The following is a 20,150-nucleotide window of genomic DNA, read 5'->3' on the forward strand; positions in this document are numbered from 1 at the left end:
ATTAAATCGCCCGCTCTAACAAGAATTGGCGCAAACGCTGCTCAAAGGCTGGCAAGGCGGCGCGTGATTGGTCAGTTTGAAAAATGGCCGTCAAGTTAATTGTTTCAAGTTGGCTTAGGTTCTGCTCAACCAACGAAGCGATTAAGCTTTGATCAAGGTAGGGCTTGCCGTCGGCATCACGCACGCTTTGCAAGGCCAATAGCTGAGCCGTCCGACGCTTGATGCTGATCAATTTGCCCAATATTTCGCGATATTGCTGGGCAAAGGCGTTGGCATCGCTGGTTTGCAGGTAGGCCAGCAATACTTCAAGTTCATCGGGGAAGAGAATTTGCAGTTGGTCAGCAAGACTATCGGCAAACGCTGCCGCTAAACATGCCCGCCATGCAGGCTCATCGTTGGTTGGAATATTTTGCAGCAAGCCAGCGCCCAAAAATGCGCTACACCAGGCAATCGCTTGAGCCGTGCCAAATTGCCGATACAGCCGAATAACTTCAAATAAACGCCAGGCTTCATCAAAAAGCGGTTCAATCACCCCAGCATTGTGCCATTGCACAACCCACGGTTGATCATTGCCTTCAACGACCTTAATGAGCGTACTTAAATCGGCCCACCCAACCTTAGGCAAGCGCTCAAGCACAATTTTGAGCACACTGGCTTGCTCGGCGGCACGCTCTTGGCGCGTTGGCGGCAGCACTTCTACAAACACAAAACGCCGTTTCAAGGCTTCGCTCATTTGGTTGAGAAAATGGCGATCAAAGCTGTTGAGTGTGCCAATAATCCGAAAATCTTGGGGAATTGGTAGTTGTTGTGGGCCTAAACGGGTAGGCACGGTCAAACTGCTTTGGCTGCCGCCAATTGCCGTCAGCGCTTCGCCCAAGGCTAAATCGATTGGGGCGCGATTAAATTCGTCGATTACCAACCAAACGCCGCGATATTCTTCGGTTTGGCCGCGCCACGTGCGTTGGACATGATGACGTTTAGGTTGCTGCCACGTCAGCGGCTGATTCGGGTCAAGCTGCCAGTTGGCGAGAATCGTGCTGGTCAAGGCTCCATAGGCCATACCATAGCGCAATTGCTCATCATTGGCACTCAGCACTGGCTCAATGCCCCCAATCACATGGCGCGGTGTCCATTCATCGGTCGCCGTCGCAATCTGTACGGCGTAGCTGGTGCTGGTCGATGGCTCGGTCTGAATTCGCGAAGCAGTTGGCGAAAACAAACTTGGATTGGCTCCCTGAGCCGCTTCGCCCATCCATAACATCCGTGGCAAGAGGCTGGCAAGCTGGGTTTTGCCAGTGCCTGGCGGGCCACTCAAGATCACGTTATAGCCCAAAACCAGCGCTTGATACATGCGTTGAATCGTTTCAGGGCTAATCAAAAGTTGCTTACGCAACAGGCCAATTTGGTGTTGTAATCGGTCGGGATTTAAGGCTGCTAATGGTTGATCGGCAAAGCTCATGGTTGCTCCTTCTAACCAGCCTACCAAATATTGTTGCTGCTGGGTGACCCAGTTTAAAAATCGCTCACGCGAAAAATCGCTGCTGCTTGCCAAGGCTGGCACGGTTGCAGTAATACGCTCAAGGGCGGCTTGGGCGGCTTGGTAATCAGCGGCATTGGTAATTTGGACTTCATCGCCGACTACTCGCAGGTTGGCATCGGTTGGCAGGGCTTGATGATCGATCAAGATTTTTAAGCCTTCGCGCAACGATGGCCAAGTCACCATCACATGATGATCGTGGTCGAGCCAACGAGCTAACAGGCTGAGTAAATAGGGCATAAAGCCTGGCGCTGCTTGCTTGCCGCGCTCAAGCGTTGGATTGATCTCGCGTAGATAGTTGCTAAATTGCTCAAAGCGTTGGGGCAAATTCTGGGCATTGAGGCCATCAAGCGTCGCTCGTAGTTCTTGCTCAACTTCTGGCGGATAATTCAAGGCCAGCTTATTCAGGGTCATCATCCAAAAGTTGGTCGCGCCCCAATCATCATAGCTTCGGTCTCGCAAGTGCAGGTTGAGTTCATGGGCCATGGTTTTGAGATCAATCTGGCCTTGAATAAAACGATCAATGATTGCTTTGATGATCGGCATAGCTTGGCGGCGACGTTGGCCTAAATCTTTGGCAAACGCTAGGCTTGCCTGATCATCCAAGTAGTGTTGGGCAATGGTTTGCAAACGCGCTGCGGGGGTGAGATTTGGCATATGGCTCCTCTATCGAATCAACATCCAACAAATCAGTTGCAGATCGTCGCGGCTCAGCGGTTGGCTGGTTGGCACAAGCGCCGTGGTGGGGGCTTGGTTCAGTTGATGCGCTTCGATCAACTGTTGTAATTCAGCAATCAAGTTGTTCAAATCGCCAGTGCGGCCAAACTCGCTGTGCAAACGCCGTAGTTTTTTGATAAACGGCGCAGGCAGTGGGTTTAACAAGGCGGCATAGAGCATTTGGGCGGCAGTTTTATCGACACTCGGCTTATGCCAATGTTGCTTGAGAATTAGCCCAAGCTCACGTTGGGTTTTGTCGATTTTCTCGCCAAGCAAGGCCGATACCCGCCGCTGCTCAAGGCTTTGCAAAATATCATGGGCGATCGTTTCGAGCGCTTGCTCTTGTTGCTCTGGGTGCAGCCACTCTTGATCACGGGCTTGCTGCGGTGTTGCCCGAATTAGTTCATGAATTTCAAAGCGATTGTCGCTAACAACTTTGGCATTGCTATCCCAAAAGCGCCAAAAATGGCGATCTTCATGGCGATAGTAGGCAAAAATGCCGCTGCGTTGCCCACGTTGGCTACAGCTATGAATCCCATCTGGCAGGCCTTCAACATAGTGGCGACCGTAATCCCGCAGATAGTTCAAGAGTTGTTGGCGCAGCAGTTCGTTGCCTGCTAGCTCGGATACTTGGCCCCAAAATTGCAGCGAGCTATCATCGCCGACCGCCAGCTCGCGCAAGGTGTTGAAGGTGCGCGGGGTAATTAGTTCGCCCAAGACACTGGCATCGAGGCCAATCGTTTCGTTAATTGCCCGTAGCCGCTCTTGCAATCGTTCAACCAAACGCAGCAACGTCTCTAGCTCTTGATCAGGAAAGATATTGTGAATGACGATCGTGCTGTGTGAGCTGCCCAAGCGATCAATCCGTCCACCACGTTGGATCATGCGGGTGGGGTTCCAATGCAGATCGTAGTTGATCAATTGGGCGGCATCTTGGAGATTTTGGCCTTCTGAAAGCACATCAGTGGCAATCAGCAGATCGTATTCGTCGCTGGCAGCAATTGGTGTGCGGCTATTGCGCGGCGCAAAGCGCTCAATTGTGCGCTGACGATCACGCGGGTTGATTTCGCTCGATAAATAGGCCATGCGCACGTTAGCCAAGTTTGGGTCGGCCTTGAGTTGATCGATCAGATAGCGGGCGGTATCGCGAAAATAGGAAAAAACAATAATTTTCTGGCCGCCTAGCTCGCTCAACCGTTGGCGAAATTGAATTAATTTATCGTCTTGGCTCGGAGTAATCGGGTCGATCAGCCCAATTACCCGATCTAAGCCAGCCAAATCATGTTGAATATCGGCTTGAAGTTTAATTAAATCGTACTCACTGGGATCAATTGGAGTCAGACGTTGCAAGGCCTGGGCCAAGCCAAGGCTATCGCCATCTTCTTCGAGTTGCAGTAATAGTCGATATACGCCACTTTGCAATAGATGGCCTTGTTGAAGTTCTTGGCCGTAGCGTTCGATAAAGCCACGCAGCCGATGAATGCTAATGCGAAATGCAGCCACGCTCGATTCAAAGCGTTTGAGCAAATTGGCTTTGAGCAGGCCATTTAAGGCTTGGTTGGTGTGTTCTTGGCGTTTTTCGCTGGTGGTTAGCGCTCGTTTGTAGCCCTCAGGGTTGTAGACGGGCAAGCGCAAGCCTTCGATTACTTGAATAATCCGTTCGAATAGCCCGCCATAGGTGGCACTTAAACTATAGTCGATAGTGCGCAGTTGGCGCTCGGGAAAGCGCAACGGTTGGCCGCTAATTGTAGCCTCGGCAAAATGTTCTTGAATAAATGAGCGCGTGCGCCGCACCACCACTTCTTCGAGCAAATTAAACAGCATGCCGCCAGATCCACCAGCTTGCTCAGCTTCGCGAAAGTAGCGCCGCAATGAGGCAATGCCAGCCTCGCGAAAATAGGCATCGCTGCCACGCGTCCATAAGGCAATTTGATGATAAAGATCCCACAGGCTATTGCTAATGGGGGTAGCGGTGAGCAAGGCAACCCGTTTTGGCTCACCACTGCCAATAATTGTCGCCAAGGCTTGGTAGCGCTGGGTTGCAGGATTGCGAAAGTTGTGGCTTTCGTCAACTAGAATAAATTCGCTATCGGCGTAAACCCGTGGATCAAAATCGGCTAAGCCCAAGCGCTCCATCGAGATAATTCGCGCTGGAATTCGCGCTTCTTCAATTTCACGTTCCCACATGGTTTGCAGTTGAGCCGGACAAATGATCAGCGCTCGTAGGCGTTGGTAGTAGCCATACAGCTCTAGCAATTTTTTGCCAACGAAGGTTTTGCCCAAGCCCACAGCATCGGCAATCATCACGCCATGGTAGCGCCGCAAAATCCGTTGGGCTTTTTGAAAGGCTTCGTGTTGAAAGGCAGTCAATTCAACAATTGAACGCAGTGGATCAACCGTATTGGCACTTTCAAGATCGTCTTTGAAATATTCATACAGGGTTTTGATGTAAATTTCGTGGGGAATGTAGGGATAAGCGCCAAATTGCGATTGTTGCAGGGTCGTGATCAATTCAGTTTTGCAATCGCTGCTGGCCTCGGCATTCCACATGCGTTCGTACCAAGCCGAAAAGCTTTCAACAATCGGTTGTTCTTTGTGCAGGGCGTTTAATTCGGTGTTGCCAGTTAATCCGCTGGCGGTGCAATTGCTGCTGCCAACAATCGCCACGCCATTGACAATATAGGCTTTAGCATGAAAAAAATCGCCAGTGTAGCGCTTAATCGCCACACCATCACGGCTCAAAAAAGCAATCAAACGCTCGACGATGCTGCGCGTGCTGGCGCGATAGCGTTCGCGGCGCAATTCGCGGTTTAATTCATCGGCAATTTGGCTTTGACCAAACAGCAAACGCAGCTCTTGTAGTTGCTCAAGTGGCTCGGCCAGCAAACGATAGCCGCTCAGCGAAAGGTATCCGGTAGCAATATCGGCCCATGCCCCACGCCGCAACAGCCGATCTAAGACGCTGGCTAAAGTTGGGCTGCCTTCACGGTTATCAATTAAATAGGGAATCCCATCATCGTGGTGTTCGCGAACGCTATACATCGGTGCTCCCTAGGCTTGGCCTTCAACGACCCGAATTTCGGCAGGGGTCAGGCCATACAGTTGGTAGACAAGCTGATCGATCAAGGCATCGGTGCGGGCAAGTTGGGCTTTGATCGGCTGTAAAAGCGTTAAACTTTGCTCGTAAGCGCCCCGTAGTTGCTGCTCGAACATGCCTTCGAGCCAATGGTTGTTGAGCAAACGACTTTTGTTGGCGCTCAACACGGCATGGATAGCAGACCAAGTTTCGGCTGAGCCGTTTTTTTGATAATCGCCGAGGTAGTTTTGCAACTTGGTTTTGTTTTTCAGCGAGTCGATGCCAGTGTGGCCTTTGTTATCGGGCTGAATCGCCAGATTGTGTTCAAGCCAACTCAAAAAGCGTTTGACCTCGGTTTGTTTGCTGGCGTTCAAGTCGATCATCTGTTGAGCCAACTCAGCCAACAGATCATGCACCACATCGCTGTGTTCTTCGGCTCCACTAGCACCTTCGGCAAACGCCACAAAATTGGCTTGGGCATCGGTTGGCAATAAACGACTGATCAATTGGCCAAGCTCGCTAGCACGATAGGCTTCAGCAGCAAAGCGTGGCCAGCCCGCCGCACTATGGCTCAATTCAAGGCTGGTTGGGTTTTGCAGCAGACGTTCGGTCAAATGCCGCGCTTCGCTCAATAAGCGCTGGCGTTCGCTCGCCTCGGTTGTAAAGTGAATTTTGCGAATTGGGAGATTTGAAAAATCATCAAGTAGAATCTGAGGAAAAGTATCGTCACTATTTATGGCAAAAATTCTACTAAAAATAAACCCTTGAAGGCCACTATTTAATATTGCCAATAAAGTTTTGTATTGAATTTTTACATCATCTTTTAATTTAATCGTATACAATAAAGTATTAGAAAAAACCTTTCCTGAAATTAAATTACCCAAAAGACGGCTGTTTACGACTTTTCTAAAAACAAGTCTTTCTCCTAAGAATAATTTTTCATTCCTCGGCTCTGCAAGCCATACTCCCCAATTAATCCAATTATCATCCTCCCACAATGTGTTATATCTTTCAATCGAACCACCTTCAAAAAATGGATAGAAATCATCATTTTCTTTTTTATCAGATGTAAAAGGCCTAGTATTCATTATCTGATCGTCTTGTTTTGGCTTCCCCTTCCCTTTTTGATAAGCCTTCAATCCATAATTAATAAACGAAATCTCATTCATTTTATTAGAAATACTTAAAATCCCATCTATCACAGCTAACTCTTTATCATTCATATATGGGTTTATAATAAAGCTTTCTCTATCAAAACGACTTTGAGTCATATGATATAGATTCCCATCATCAATATTTGTTATAATCAAATCTTTTTTATACGAAATAAAATCGATAGTATTATCATTTTCCTTATTCTTTGAAATAACATAAATGGATGTATCAACTGATGCTTCATCAAAAACCGATCTAGGGAGAGCAATAATTTTGTTTATATTCAATTCTTGGATAAGATATTTTCTTAACTTTTCGGTAAAATCTAGATACATCCAAGTATCGGGGACAATAAAGGAAGAATTCCCCCCATGGCGTAAAATATCTAGACTAAGTTCCATGAAACAAATATAACTCTCGACTCGATACAAAACATATTCGTATTCTTTGGTAATATAATTTTCCTCTTTTTTATCAAATATAGCGCCATACGGTGGATTACCGATCACCACATCAAAGCCAGGCTGCTGCTTCCAATCGCCTTTGGCAACATCAACAAACACCTCGGGAAACTCCAACTTCCAATGAAAGAAGTGGCGGCGCTGGGCTTCGGTTTGGGCGGCGGCGTAGCTATCGAGGGTTGCTTGTGGAAAAATTTCAGCCCGTTGCTCGGCTGGCGTATAGGGCACGCGCCGCGCTTGGCCAAGGCTACTAATGCTAATAAATTGATTCGCCAAATCAACATGCAATTGCTCACGTTGGGGCTGAATCATCTGTTGCATGGTGGTATATAAACTGTAGCTTTGCTCAAGCTCAGTAATCGTGCTATCAGTCAAATTGGCAATTGTTACCATATTGGCCAAGGCCCGCATAAATTCATTCCAGCGTGGCGAGCCAAGTACAATCGCCTGCTCCACATCCCACACGCCAATCAACGAATTGCCATGTTTCAAGTGATGATCGAGAAAACTCAAGGGAGCGCCGACCGTAAACGAATCGAGCCACAACGAAAGTTTAGCTAGCTCCACCGCCAAATCATTCAAATCGACCCCAAAAATACAGCGCTTCATGACCATGCGCCGCAGCAAAATCCGGTCGCTCAGTTGCTCGTCGCGAATATCGTTTGGGCTAAGCTGCTGGTGCAACAAATTCTGCTTAATCGCCTCGCGCATGGTTTGCAATTGCGGCATCAACGGGTTATCGGGGTATTCCGCAACAATCGCAATCAGTTGATCGCTCAAATAATTAACTGCCGTGACCAAAAAATGGCCCGAACCCATGGCCGGATCAAGCACCTTAATATCCAACAGGCTATCGATTGCCTGTTGGCTGATTTGCTCCAATTGATCACGTTTGAAGCGAATCGTAGTTGGATCACTGGTGCGTTTGAGCGAAGTTTGCAGCACCCGCAGATTATTGATTGCCTCGCGAAACGTCGCTTTGCGCTGATCCAAAATTGGCTTGAGGGTTTGCTCGACAATATAGCGCACAATATAATCGGGGGTATAGTACGAGCCAGTCGATTTACGATCTTGGTTGGTAATCGCGAGGTAAAACTCACCTTTTGGCACAAAACGACCAGTTGGGCTAGCTTTGGTCGAAAACGCTCCCTTGGTGAGATAACCATCGTGGGGCGCAAAATTAAGTTCGTGCTCCAACAAGCCTTCGTAAATTCCACCCAAGCGTTGCACATCCAGATCCATATAATCGATCAAGCGCAGCGCCTTATGTTCATTGCCAAACGAAGCCTCATCAGTCTGCACCGACTTTTCGCGAGCCAAACAATCGAGCGCTTTGGCTAAGTGCATACTATCGATTTCGGTTAATTGATCGAGCAATTGATGCGCCGCTGACGAATCAGCATTTGCCGCAAACAAGCCACCGTTATAGCGCGGCACGCCCCAAGCGGCGCGACCATCGGCAATTGCGGCAAAGAGCGCTTGCAAATAGTGCCAAATCCGCCAATCGCTGGCCGAAAGCGTAAACTGGCGATCAGCTTGCACCACGCGGCTACGCACCAGCGCAATGCTCGAAAGCAAATAGGTCAAACTATGCGGATAATAGCTGGCAGCTTGGAGCGGCAATAATTCGCGAGCCTCGGCATAGAGAATAAACAACAAACGATAGAGCAGCAACAAGGTTGCGCGATAAATCAAGGTAATCGCTGTCGGATCATCAGTATCGACTCCACGGCGGCGCTGAGCTTCGAGCAAGGCTTGAGCCAAATCCAAAAAGACATCTTGATAAATCGTTAATTTGAGGTCTTTGCCTAATTCTTCGGCGCGAACCTGGCCAAGCTGATAGAGCTTGCTCAAAAAACTCGGCTGATTAGCGGGAGCCGCAAACCAAGCCGCCCCAAAAAAGCCACTAAACCAACTCCAATCAACAGGTTCGCCCAAACTCAGCAAATCGTCGAGATCGATTTCGTAGTACGTGCCCGAGGCCGAGGTCGCCTGACGAAAGATCAAGCGCCAAACTTGGCCATTGGTTAAGATTGCCCACTGAATTTTTTCTTGGCCAACCAAAGCACCGATCAAGGGCAAATCGGGCGAACCTTCCGCCGACTGGACATCGAGATCTAACGAAGCGCCAAAGGGCAACACCCGACAAAAAGCCAAAGCTTGGCCCTGGTAGCTCAATTTTGCAACTGCTGAATTGCCAGCTGCTAACTCCCAGCCCAGCGTTTGCAAAATCGGCTGCACAATTGTGGTCAAGGTTTGCTGCTGATCGAGGGTTTGAGCCTGGACGATCAAGGCTTGAACCTGAGCCGCCAATGGATCAATCTTGGCAGTTCGGCTACGCCATTGGGGATAATCGTGATCAAGCCGCTGATTGAGATAATAATTCGAGAACAAGCCCTGATTGGTATAGAGGGTTGGGCGTTTAGCGCGGCGAAAAGCCTGCAAGAATGGCTGCCCAAGATCAAATGGGTCGGCGCGGGTAATATCGAGCCAGCGCAAAGCTTGGAGATCAGCAGGGCGCAAAGCACGTAGGTTGAGGCTCCATTCATGAACAAAGCCTTGCTCACGATCCTCGCTGCGCAACAGATACAGCGTCAGCGAATCCCAATTTGTGGTACAAGCGACCAAGCCTGATAAACCAGCATCGGCCAAACGGCGCTGCAATTTGCGCAACAGGTCGAGGGGTAAATTTGCTGATGAAACCCAAATAACCCGATATTCTGGCTCGGCAATTGCCACAAGTTCGCTGCGACCCATACGCACCTGATCAATCGCTCCAAGCTCCAAAAGCTGATCAATCGCGCCATGTTCCGCTTGAAAGCCAAGCTTAACCAAATAATCGCGAAAATCTTGGCTAGAACGAACCTCAGATAGATGCTGAATGGTGGCAGTCATTGGGAATCCCTTTACAACAAGCGGTGCTCTCGCACAGATTGTAGCTGCAACCGATCAGGCCTGTCAACCGCATGCTAGCAGAGAATTAAGGCGATGGGCTATAGCCTATATGTAATGGTTCATTGGGTTGGCAACGCATGGCATGCCCTCAGCCCCTCGCCCCCTCGCCCGCACGCGCGGCGAGGGGGAACCGCTCCAACAGTGCTCCCCTCGCCCGCCGCCGTGGGCGAGGGGCTGGGGTGAGGGATCTTAAAACCGATCCTTGCCTAAATCCTGACCCCTGACCCCTAATTGCTAATTCGAAACCCGATTACGCATCTTCAGCGCATCGAATAGCTCAATATTGCGATCGAGGTCGGTTTCAAGCTCGACATGCAACGTACTGAGCATCAAATCCATTAACGCTTGACGTTCGGCTGGAGTGGTATAACGCGCCTGACCATTCAAAAAGGCCGGCGTGCCAACTTCCAACGACCAATATTGGTTGGGGTAGGCCGTGCGCATGTTGTATGGCTCATCGTGGAACGATAGACGAATGCTATACACCGAAAGTTTTTGAGTTTGATCGTAAACCACTTCGATGATATCACGCTGGGGGTGGCCATAACCACGGCCAGGCCGTTGCTCATTATTATAATGACCATTACGTAAATCAAACGATAAGCCCGATGGCCCGACCCACCAAATCATGGCACAATCGAGGTAATAGGGAACATTGCTGGTATTTTTAAACTGAATCACTTGATACCAGAAGCCTTCGTTCTCAACATGGAGCTTGGTGGTTGCTTGCATTGGCGCATTACTGCTAAAGCCTGGCCCCATCGGCAAGCCGCTAATTGGGTGGGTACTCGTGCGAATCGCGTTCAACACCGGATTATTGGGATCATACAAAATACTCGAATCGACGATTGAGTTAAACGTCCAGCCAAGATTATTTTCATGGGTTGGTTGGTCGTGGCAGCGGTCGCGTTCGGCTTTTTCGGCTGGCACATAGGTTCGCGCGTCGGTTGGCCAGCGGGTTTGCATAAAGCCAGCCGGAGCAATTGCATTGACTGGGCCAGCGGTTTCAGCCCATGGATTGCTGCTATTTTTGTGGAAGGTGGCGGCTTCGGTCTCTGGGCCAAGCAGCATCAAGCGTGGCAACAACTGACAAATTGCATTCTTGGGAAAGTTTTGATTGACCAAACGTTGCACATGGCCCAAGGCTTGCGTGCCTAATTCGCCCAAGGTTAGTGTGCCATTGCCAACTTTGCTCTGAATCGCGCTGATATTCACCCCATACAAACTAGCTTTTTGGGCATCATTCAGGCCGCCATCGGCTGGCATATTGTTATGGCCGCCGCTGCCGTCGCTCGGCAAATAATCGAGAAAATCACGATCAATATAGAGTTGGCGGTAGGTTGGGCAAAGCTCAGCGATCGTGGTTGCGGCGGTAATCCCATTGGGCGCGATGGTTGGCGTTGCGCTGGGAATTGGGCTGGGAGTGAGCGTGCCAACTACAGGCGTAGTGGTGTTGGTTGGGCGCGGAGTAGCGGTTGGGGTGGTTGGGTTACTGGCGCTACAGCCGATGCGTTGGGTGGCCAAGGCCACATCATCAAACCAAATATTGTGAGTAATATCATCGCCGCCGTAGCTTTCCCAGCCCAGCCGGAAATCAACTAAGCGTGGTTGCCAATTGGCGCGAGTACGCCAAGCTTGGTCAACATCGGGCGTATCGACTCCATCAACCTGCATGCCTTCAACTTCGCTACCATTGACCCAGGCCTGCAAATAGCCATTAGCACTATCGATCTTGAATTCGACGCATGTCCACTGGCGGGGCGGAATCGTGACTGATTTGGCGATGCCTGCGCTGCTCATCGACGGAGCGGTTGCATCATCCGATTCGCGGTTCCAATCGAGCACCCCTTGTTGGCCGCCCAAACGCAAATCATTATCAGCATCGTTGCGGTCTTTGAGCGCCATTAATGTGATGTGATGATCGGGCAAGGCCAGATCTTGGCGCACATAAAAACGCCCATACAGCAGATTGCCAACGCTTTCGATGGCTGTGGTATTGCCAAAGAAGGCATGATCGCAGAAATTGCTATGGCCATGAACCATAATCGATTTGCTGCCGCTGTTGGCATAGGTATTATCGACCATCACCGAGCCATGACCAGCACAATCGGGATAGAGCGCTTGCCAAAATCCACTCGGATCGATTCCAGTTTGGCTTTCAAAATCGTCGCAGATAATTGCGCCAATACAGCCATTGTTGCTAGGCGTTGATGTTGGAGTAGTTGGAAAAAGCGTTGGGGTAGTTGATGGACGTGGAGTGCCAGTTGGCGGGGTTGGCGTGTTGGTCGGGGGCCGCGCCGTCGCCGTGTTGGTTGGGTTACTGGTTGGCGGTGTGATCGTTACGCTAGTTTCGCCACAAACCACACCATTCAAAGTAAAATTCGTGGGAATGCTATTTGTGCCACTGAACGTCGCTTGAAAGCCAAAATTAACCCTGCCGCCACTGGTGAGCGAGCCATTCCAAGCGGCATTTTGCACGCTGACTGCGGCATTGGTTTGGGTCAAAACTCCATTCCATAAATTGACAATCCGCTGATTGCCAGCAAATGTCCAGCTTAATTGCCAAGTTGTGGTTGCTGCCAAATTATTGGTAACGGTCACATCGCCAATAAACCCATCGCCCCATTGATTGATCACCGTATAGCTGACCACACAACTGGCAGCTGCCGCGCTGGGCGTGGCCGTGCGATGGCTTAAACTAAGGCTGACCAAGGCGATCAACAATACCAACAACGTTCCACGAGCATACATTCGTCGTAGCATAAGCTTGCGCCTCCTTGCGATATGCGCTGGGTTTCAACAGTGCTAACCCAACAGCTTCGGCTTGCATCTTTGGAATCGGTCTCAAATTCAAAGAAACAAGCCCTAGTGGAATTATTTGGAAGGGGCAGCAGCGATGGTTACGGAATCGCTCCCAAGATAATTGTAAATATTCATTAACGAATGTAGTAGTTTTGGCGCTATTTGTCAATAGTTTTTAATAAAAGATTTTTAACCGTAAAATGCCCAACGCTCGACATCCCAGCTTGATCCACGAAGAACACGAAGCCAGCACTAGCAACCCAATAATCAAGCAAATGAACATTTAAAGTCCCAGAGTCTCTAATCAAACGCCATTTTTCATCCATTTGGTTGGGCTATGCTGAGCGTATTGGCGAAATCTAGTTTGTTTGTGGAGGGTGTATGCTGGCATGGGCTAAACGAATCAGTTTCGGATGGTTGCTGTTGGTAGGATTAAGTGGCTGTGGCAATACGCTACCTAGCGAATCGATCGCTAACCGTTCAGCTGGGCAGCCAGTCGAAATAGCAACTGAACAAACTCAATCAACGCTTGTACCAACTCTAACCGAGGTGGAAACTACAGAAGCCAAGGTCGAACCAACTATCACAGAGGCAATTGAAGAACCAACAATCACTCCAGAAATTCAGCCGGTTCATGGCTATAATGGCTCACGAGAACCATGTGAAGCCAACTATGAGCGAATTCCACTTGAGCCAACGGCTGAGCAAGCAGTCCAAGCTGCCTTTGCCCAAACCCAATTTAGTGGCCGCGCCGAGGTTTATGGTCGAGCCGATTGGCAAACCTGTTCCGATGCAATTGCTTGGATTATGTATGATCTTGAGGTTGAGGTAGCCGCAGAGACCGATCAAGCAACGCTGCTCCAATATGCCCAAACCCTTCAGACGCTGATGCACGATCTGCAAAACCAGCCTACGCTTCAGTATCCGATATTAGGCGCAAGCATTTATTGGCGTTTTGGTGAGGATAGTTGCTCGTGGGATTATCAATACGTTACGACGATTAATCCTGATGGCAATGCTTGGTACTTAAGCCGCGCATCTTCAACCAAAGAGGCTAGTGATCCTGTATGTGAGCTTGCCGAAGCACCTGCTCCAAGTAATTATTGCTTTCCAGCGCGTTACCCCGAATCGTTATCGGAAGCTGAATTAGCCCCCCTGCAAACTGCCTTGGATCAAACCCAAATTGTGGGCTACGCCGCTGGCTATTGGTTACGAACAGGGACGAGCTGCAATTATCAATCAGCTCGCCTAGGCTATCATTTCTTCATTGATCGACCTGCTGATGACACCATGCAAACCTATGAAGCGATTGCCCATCAACTTCAGGCGATTATTGCTGATTCGCGCCAAGATCCAAGTTTGGATTATCCAGCGCATATGCTGGTGATTACCTGGCGGGGCATCAAAGGTGGCTGTTCATGGGGCTATGATTATGCCGAAAATGCCCAAGGTCAGGTGTGGTATCCACGCTTATCACCCTATTTTGGCTCAGATTATGCCCGCTCGGTTTGTGCTCATCAAGAGCTTGTTGAATCAACGATTCCACGACCGACCAATAGCCCATTATTCACTTGTACTGGTTCGATTAATTTTGGTACATCCGCAGTTCCACGCTATGCCGAAGACCAAGTTAGCCAAGCGCTGCAGCAGGCAGGAATCGAGGCAAGTGTGAACATACGCGGGAATAGTGAAGGCAATGGCTGTCATTATGGCAACATAAACATCAGCTATTCAATCACGCTTGATCGACCAACCAACGCCGATCAAGCCCAACTTGAGCAGCAAGTGGCGACTATTCAAGGCATTCTTGATCAACAGCAGTTTGAGATTAGCGTGAGTGGCCTGAGCATCACTTGGCAAATGGGTGAGCTTGAGTGTGCTTGGTTGTACACCTATACATGGCAAGATGGCGATTTTGGCTGGGAGTTTAAGCAAGTTTGGCCTTATCCTTGCCCACAAGAGTAGGCAAAACTCCAGTCGTGCGGTGGTTTGCCAATATAGCCACCGCACTCCCTTGACTCCTACTCCTTTGAACAACTTCCGCATCGATCAAATCGCTTAAGCAAACTTAGTGCATTAACTTGACAAAGTATTAAATTGTGTTAAGATTCATGCTATCGGTATCGTTTCCGGAAACGATACCGAGTTATTCCCGCAATTGAGCGCCCGACTTGTCCAGGCAGTGTTGTACGACAGGCAGATCATCGTTCAAGGAGGAACAGCATGAAAAAGCTGAGTAGGCTGATTATTGTTCTTGGTCTTATTTGTAGTATTTTTGCCCAGCATTCAGCAGCCCCCAAGGCCCAAGCCGCGTTTGGGGCTGGCGATTTTCTCAAGGCCAATGGCGCGACGGTACGCAATAATTCCGGTAATGGCGCAATCGTCACGCTCAAAGGCACAAACCTCGGCGGTTGGTTGCTGCAAGAAGGCTGGATGTCGCCCTTAGGCTATCCCGCTTTGCCACGCACCAACTGGACTGCCAGCGGATCAGCTGGTGGAGCCGCTGCCGCAATCGATGGCAACCCCGCCACGCGCTGGACGAGCAACGCCCCCCAAGCCAATGGTCAATGGTTCCAAGTTGATCTTGGCAGCAACCAAGCCGTCGAACGGGTGACAATCGACGCTGGCTCTTCAACTGGCGATTATCCGCGCCAATATCAAGTCCAGGCTTTTGTTAATAATGCTTGGGTCACGGTTGGCAGTGGCAGTGGCACGAGCCAAGTGGTAACTGTCCAATTCAATAGCACCCAAGTAACCCGCCTGATTCGGGTATTGCAAACTGGCTCAAGCGGCAGTTGGTGGTCGATTCACGAATTCAACGCTCAAATTGCTGATGAATTTAATTTGCGCCAAGCCTTAACCAATCGCTTTGGCACAAGCACCACCGATAGTTTGATCAACGGATACCAAGACACTTGGATTCAAGCCAGCGACCTCGATACTATCAAGGCTATGGGCTTGAACATGGTGCGCGTGCCGATCCATTGGCTGGTGCTAATGAATACCAATGGCACCATGAAATCGGATGCTGAATCGTTCCGCAAGCTCGATTGGCTGATTAGCGAAAGCAGCAAGCGCAATTTATACGTGATGCTCGACTTGCATGGCGCTCCTGGTGCTGCCTGTCCATGGCATTCATGTGGCCAAACGGGCACCAACCAACTCTGGACCAACCCAACTTATCAAAATTGGACGGTGCAAATTTGGGAACGTTTGGCGACGCGCTACCGTGGTAACCCAACCGTGGCCGCCTACGATTTGCTCAACGAACCATTGCTGAGCAACGGTGCAGCCGAAACCGAACAACAAGTGCGCCAAAAATTCGATTTCTTTGATCGTTTGTATGATGCTGTGCGAGCCAAAGACCCCGACCATATGATCGTCATGGCAGCTTTCTACGATTGGTATCAAGCATTGCCACCTTCAACCTATGGCTGGACGAATGTGATGTATCAATTGCACCACTACAACTTTGATACCGTCACTGATTGGAATGTGACCAATAATTTCATTCAAAGTGCCTTGGATAAATACGCCACCTTCACCAAGGATTGGAATGTGCCTGGCTTTGCTGGCGAATATTGGTTCTCAACCCACTACGATTTGTATGAAAAGTTCATGTCAGGCTTGAATGCCTTGAATGTTTCCTGGACCAACTGGACATACAAGGTCAATGGTGGCGGCAACTGGGGCTTCTATCAAAATAATACCCAAGCCGTACCAGATCTATTAAATGATAGTGCTGCCACAATTGCTGATAAATGGTCACGCTTCAGCACTAATTATTTCCAACCAAACACCCAGTTTCAAAATACGGTGCGGGCTTATGCGCCTGAAGGTTCGTGGGTTGCGCTGCAAGCTGGGGCCAACAATAGCTATGTTAGCGCCGATAACTATGGCAACAATCCCTTGGTTGCCAATCGCCCAAGCATCCAAGGCTGGGAAAAATTCCGCATGATCAGCAATCCCGATGGCACGGTTTCGTTTATGTCAATGGCCAACAATAAATATGTGGCTGCCGATCTGAACAACGGCGGGCGCTTGATCGCTCAATCACGCGGGGTTTTGGGTTGGGAAAAATTCCGCCGGGTTGATCTTGGCAACGGAACCTTTGGCTTGCAAGCAATCGCTAATAATAAATATGTCACCACTGATCTGAATAGTGGCTCACCTGTGTTAATTGCCAATCGCGATGCGATCGGCGGCGCATGGGAAGCCTTCACCTTCGTTGCGACTGCTCCATAGCAGTAGCCTCCTCGCAAGCGCCACCAATGAGCCGATTGGTGGCGCTTCCCCTACCTATTAATTAAAGGAGTATTCCAAAGTCAACCACCCCGCCCACAAGGGGCGGGGCTTGCACCTAACGCCGAAGCGTTGATGCCATAGGCAGGGTGACAACTGCCCGTTCGATATTGATTGCCGCGTTGTAATCCGCTGAGGTAGCGAAGTGACACACGACACAACAAAACACGGCTTGGTTCTTCCGATTGCGCTTGTCGCAGTGACCACAGGCGCTACAGGTACGCGATGTGTAGGTTGGATTGACCAGCACGACGCGCACCCCCGCTATGGCTGCCTTGTAGGTCACAAACTGACGCAGTTGGTTGAAACTCCAATTGCTGTGTCGCGCCCGTTGCTGTCTGCCGGAAGCCTTGACCCGCGAACGGATATGCGTCAAATCTTCCAACGCTATCTGTCGCTTTGTGCATTTGGCTTTCGCAACAAGCCGCTTGGCTATCGTATGGTTTGTGTTGGTCTGGAAGCGGCGTTGTTTGCCGCTGATGGATTTCAAGCGCCGTTTAGCGTTCTTGGTTCCGACCGCTTGTAACGCAGAACGGCGGCGTTGATACCGCTGGCGTACCCGTTCAATCTGTGCGCCGCTGTAGGTTTCACCATCGCTATCGGTGCTAATGTTCACGATGCCGAGGTCAACGCCTATCGTCCTGTCAACATCATCGGGCGTTGGTTCCTCAACATCACACGTTGCAAGGAGGTAGAACTGCCCATTGACATACGCAAGGTCGGTTTCACCGCGCCGCGATTGCACCAATTCCCATTGTCGCTTGCCGCACACAAACGGAATAGATTGTCGCCCGTTGACCGTCCATATACTAACGGACGGCGCGTGCATGTTCCAACTAAGGATACGATCATCATAGGAGATTGCGCCGTGTGGGGTGAATGTGCGCTGCACCTTACGGTCAATTTTGTACGCATCGGCAACTTTAGCGATCTGCCGCACAACCATTTGTGCCGACAGTCCCGATGTTGCCCTGATGTGGTCGTACACGAGTGTATGCACATCAAATTGTTTGAACGTTTGCGACTGCCACGCCGTTTGGCTGATAGCATTGCACACGACGTTCGCCTGTTCCAACGTTTGCAGCAACGCTGCGTGTTGGTCGGACGTAGGCAACAATTTGAGTTGTGCAATCAACTTCATAATATGATTATACAACACCCCGAACGGTTGTGCAAGGTTGGAGGGCGGCGCTTCCTCCCCACCCACAAGGGGATGGGGTTTCCGCGCCGCGCATTTCTATGAATCGTCAACGCGCCTTGAGCATGAAGGTTTATTTGCTGTTGGCTTTGATTATGCTGGCTGGGAGTTTTGGCGCTGGATTTGATCAACCCACATCAGCCCAAGCCCAAATCGCCTATAAAATTGTGGGCTATTTGCCGTCGTGGCAAGGCAGCGTCAACGGCGCTCAAATCGATAAACTGACCCACATTAACTATGCGTTTCTGTTGCCTAACAACGATGGCAGCCTCAAGCCAATCGAAAACGCCAGCAAATTGCAAGAGTTGGTAGCGGTCGCGCATAGCAAAAACAAAAAAGTGCTCATTTCAGTTGGTGGCTGGAACGACGGCGATGATAGTGCCTTCGAAAGTATCGCCGCTAACGCTAGCTATCGCACGAATTTTGCCAATAACCTGAATAATTTTGTCAACCAATACAATCTTGATGGGGTCGATATTGATTGGGAATATCCCGAGGCTGGCGATTTTTACTTTGAAACGATGTCAGCAATTCGCAACCGCATCGGCTCGGGCAAATTGTTAACTGCTGCGGTTGCCGCAACCAATGCTGGCGGCTCGGGTGTAACCAGCAATGCCATCGACATTATGGATTACATCACGCTCATGGCCTACGATGGTGATGGCGGCGCTGGCCACTCGCCCTATAGTTTGGCCCAGCAATCGCTCGATTATTGGAGCAGCAAAACCAGCAATAAGGCCAAATTGATCTTGGGTGTACCGTTTTATGCTCGCCCAGGCTGGTATGGCTACAACACCTTACGCGCTGGCGGTTGCTCCGCCGATAGCGATAGTTGCTGGTATGGCGGCGCAACTCAATATTACACAGGCCGCCCAACCATGCGAGCCAAAATCGATTTGATGAAAAGCAAGGGCGGCGGCGGGATTATGATTTGGGAATTGAGCCAAGATACGGCTGTGACCAGCAGCGATTCCTTGCTCAAAACTATCGCCGACCATCTCGGCACGCCCAGCACGCCAACTGGCAATGTAGCACTCAACAAAGCCGCAACTGCTTCATCAACCGAAAATAGCAGCTATGGCGCAAATCTCGCCTTCGATGGCAACGCCGCCACCCGTTGGTCGAGCACATGGAGCGATCCGCAATGGCTACGGGTTGATTTAGGCGCAGTCTATGCGATCAAGCAAGTGGTTTTAAAATGGGAAGCCGCCTTTGGCCGCGCCTATCAGGTGCAAGTTTCCAACGACGACAATACGTGGCGCTCGATCTATAGCACGAGCAATAGCGATGGCGCAACTGATGATTTGGCAGTTTCCGGGGTTGGGCGCTATCTGCGCGTGTATGCAACCACCCGTGCTACCGAGTGGGGCTACTCGCTGTGGGAAGTTGAAGTTTATGGCAATGCGTTGGCAACCAGCGCTTCATCGACCGAAACCGGTGGCAGCACAACCAACGCGATTGATACCAACAGCACTACCCGTTGGAGTGCAGGTTTGCCCCAAGCAGCAGGCCAGTGGTATCGGGTCGATTTTGGCAATAACCAAAGTTTCAGCCAAATCACGCTTGATGCAGGCACATCGTATGGCGATTATCCGCGCAACTTCCAAGTGCAAGTTTCCAACGATGGCAATAGCTGGGCAACCGTAGCCAGCGCCAGCGGCACAACCCAAGCAGTAACCGTCAACTTTGCCGCTCAAAACAGCCGCTATCTGCGAGTATGGCTCACCAGCACTGGCGGCGGTAGTTGGTGGTCGATCCACGAATTAACCGTGCGCTAAACTCCGAGGGGTCAGGATTCAGGGTTCAGATGTCAGGGTTGATCATTATTAACCACGAAGAGCGCGAAGGGCACGAAGGTATCGTGATTAATGATCCACGAAGAGCACGAAGAACACGAAGCTGATTTGGCTATGAGCTATTGGTTTGGGAAAATCCTCATAACAGATA

General features: G+C 50.0%; 8 protein-coding genes. 3 read left to right on the plus strand and 5 right to left on the minus strand.

What is annotated here, in order from left to right; genetic code table 11:
* Window position 1: 1 nt before the first annotated feature.
* From ABEB26_RS09860 to ABEB26_RS09875, 4 genes are all read right to left on the minus strand, one after another.
* On the minus strand, window positions 2–2,194 hold the full coding sequence (locus ABEB26_RS09860) for a hypothetical protein (protein ID WP_345721814.1): 2,193 nt from the start codon (window positions 2,192–2,194) through the stop codon (window positions 2–4).
* Between the two features lie 9 nt (window positions 2,195–2,203).
* The gene (locus ABEB26_RS09865; RefSeq protein WP_345721815.1) at window positions 2,204–5,296 is read right to left on the minus strand and encodes a helicase-related protein; all 3,093 of its coding nucleotides are present in this window, start codon (window positions 5,294–5,296) and stop codon (window positions 2,204–2,206) included.
* Between the two features lie 9 nt (window positions 5,297–5,305).
* Entirely contained in the window at window positions 5,306–9,841 is a 4,536-nt protein-coding gene (locus tag ABEB26_RS09870; protein ID WP_345721816.1) for an Eco57I restriction-modification methylase domain-containing protein, read from the minus strand.
* Window positions 9,842–10,135: 294 nt separating this feature from the next.
* A complete protein-coding gene (locus ABEB26_RS09875; RefSeq protein ID WP_345721817.1) occupies window positions 10,136–12,664 on the minus strand; it encodes a cellulose-binding domain-containing protein in 2,529 nt (842 codons plus the stop codon).
* A gap of 420 nt (window positions 12,665–13,084) precedes the next feature.
* On the opposite strand from ABEB26_RS09875, the gene ABEB26_RS09880 reads away from it, so the two are divergent.
* Window positions 13,085–14,668 carry a hypothetical protein gene (locus tag ABEB26_RS09880; RefSeq protein ID WP_345721818.1) on the plus strand — a complete coding sequence of 528 codons (1,584 nt, stop codon included), beginning with the start codon at window positions 13,085–13,087 and terminating at the stop codon, window positions 14,666–14,668.
* A gap of 258 nt (window positions 14,669–14,926) precedes the next feature.
* Window positions 14,927–16,948, plus strand: coding sequence for a cellulase family glycosylhydrolase (locus tag ABEB26_RS09885; RefSeq protein WP_345721819.1), 2,022 nt, complete (start codon window positions 14,927–14,929; stop codon window positions 16,946–16,948).
* Window positions 16,949–17,063: 115 nt separating this feature from the next.
* Here the strand turns inward: ABEB26_RS09885 and ABEB26_RS09890 are convergent, their stop codons facing one another.
* Window positions 17,064–18,146 (minus strand): RNA-guided endonuclease InsQ/TnpB family protein, encoded by a 1,083-nt coding sequence (locus tag ABEB26_RS09890; protein WP_345721821.1) that lies wholly within the window; start codon window positions 18,144–18,146, stop codon window positions 17,064–17,066.
* A 98-nt stretch (window positions 18,147–18,244) separates the two neighbouring features.
* Between ABEB26_RS09890 and ABEB26_RS09895 the strand changes: the two genes are divergently transcribed.
* Window positions 18,245–19,981 (plus strand): glycosyl hydrolase family 18 protein, encoded by a 1,737-nt coding sequence (locus ABEB26_RS09895; protein WP_345721822.1) that lies wholly within the window; start codon window positions 18,245–18,247, stop codon window positions 19,979–19,981.
* Window positions 19,982–20,150: the final 169 nt, after the last annotated feature.

Origin of the sequence: Herpetosiphon gulosus (assembly GCF_039545135.1) — a bacterium.
Taxonomy (GTDB): domain Bacteria; phylum Chloroflexota; class Chloroflexia; order Chloroflexales; family Herpetosiphonaceae; genus Herpetosiphon; species Herpetosiphon gulosus.

What these genes read in the sequence shown, in the direction of transcription:
- ABEB26_RS09865 (WP_345721815.1), bottom strand. Translation starts at nt 5,296, where the DNA reads ATGTATAGCGTTCGCGAACACCACGATGATGGGATTCCCTATTTAATT.
- ABEB26_RS09890 (WP_345721821.1), bottom strand. Translation starts at nt 18,146, where the DNA reads ATGAAGTTGATTGCACAACTCAAATTGTTGCCTACGTCCGACCAACAC.
- ABEB26_RS09860 (WP_345721814.1), bottom strand. Translation starts at nt 2,194, where the DNA reads ATGCCAAATCTCACCCCCGCAGCGCGTTTGCAAACCATTGCCCAACAC.
- ABEB26_RS09875 (WP_345721817.1), bottom strand. Translation starts at nt 12,664, where the DNA reads ATGCTACGACGAATGTATGCTCGTGGAACGTTGTTGGTATTGTTGATC.
- ABEB26_RS09895 (WP_345721822.1), top strand. Translation starts at nt 18,245, where the DNA reads ATGAATCGTCAACGCGCCTTGAGCATGAAGGTTTATTTGCTGTTGGCT.
- ABEB26_RS09885 (WP_345721819.1), top strand. Translation starts at nt 14,927, where the DNA reads ATGAAAAAGCTGAGTAGGCTGATTATTGTTCTTGGTCTTATTTGTAGT.
- ABEB26_RS09880 (WP_345721818.1), top strand. Translation starts at nt 13,085, where the DNA reads ATGCTGGCATGGGCTAAACGAATCAGTTTCGGATGGTTGCTGTTGGTA.
- ABEB26_RS09870 (WP_345721816.1), bottom strand. Translation starts at nt 9,841, where the DNA reads ATGACTGCCACCATTCAGCATCTATCTGAGGTTCGTTCTAGCCAAGAT.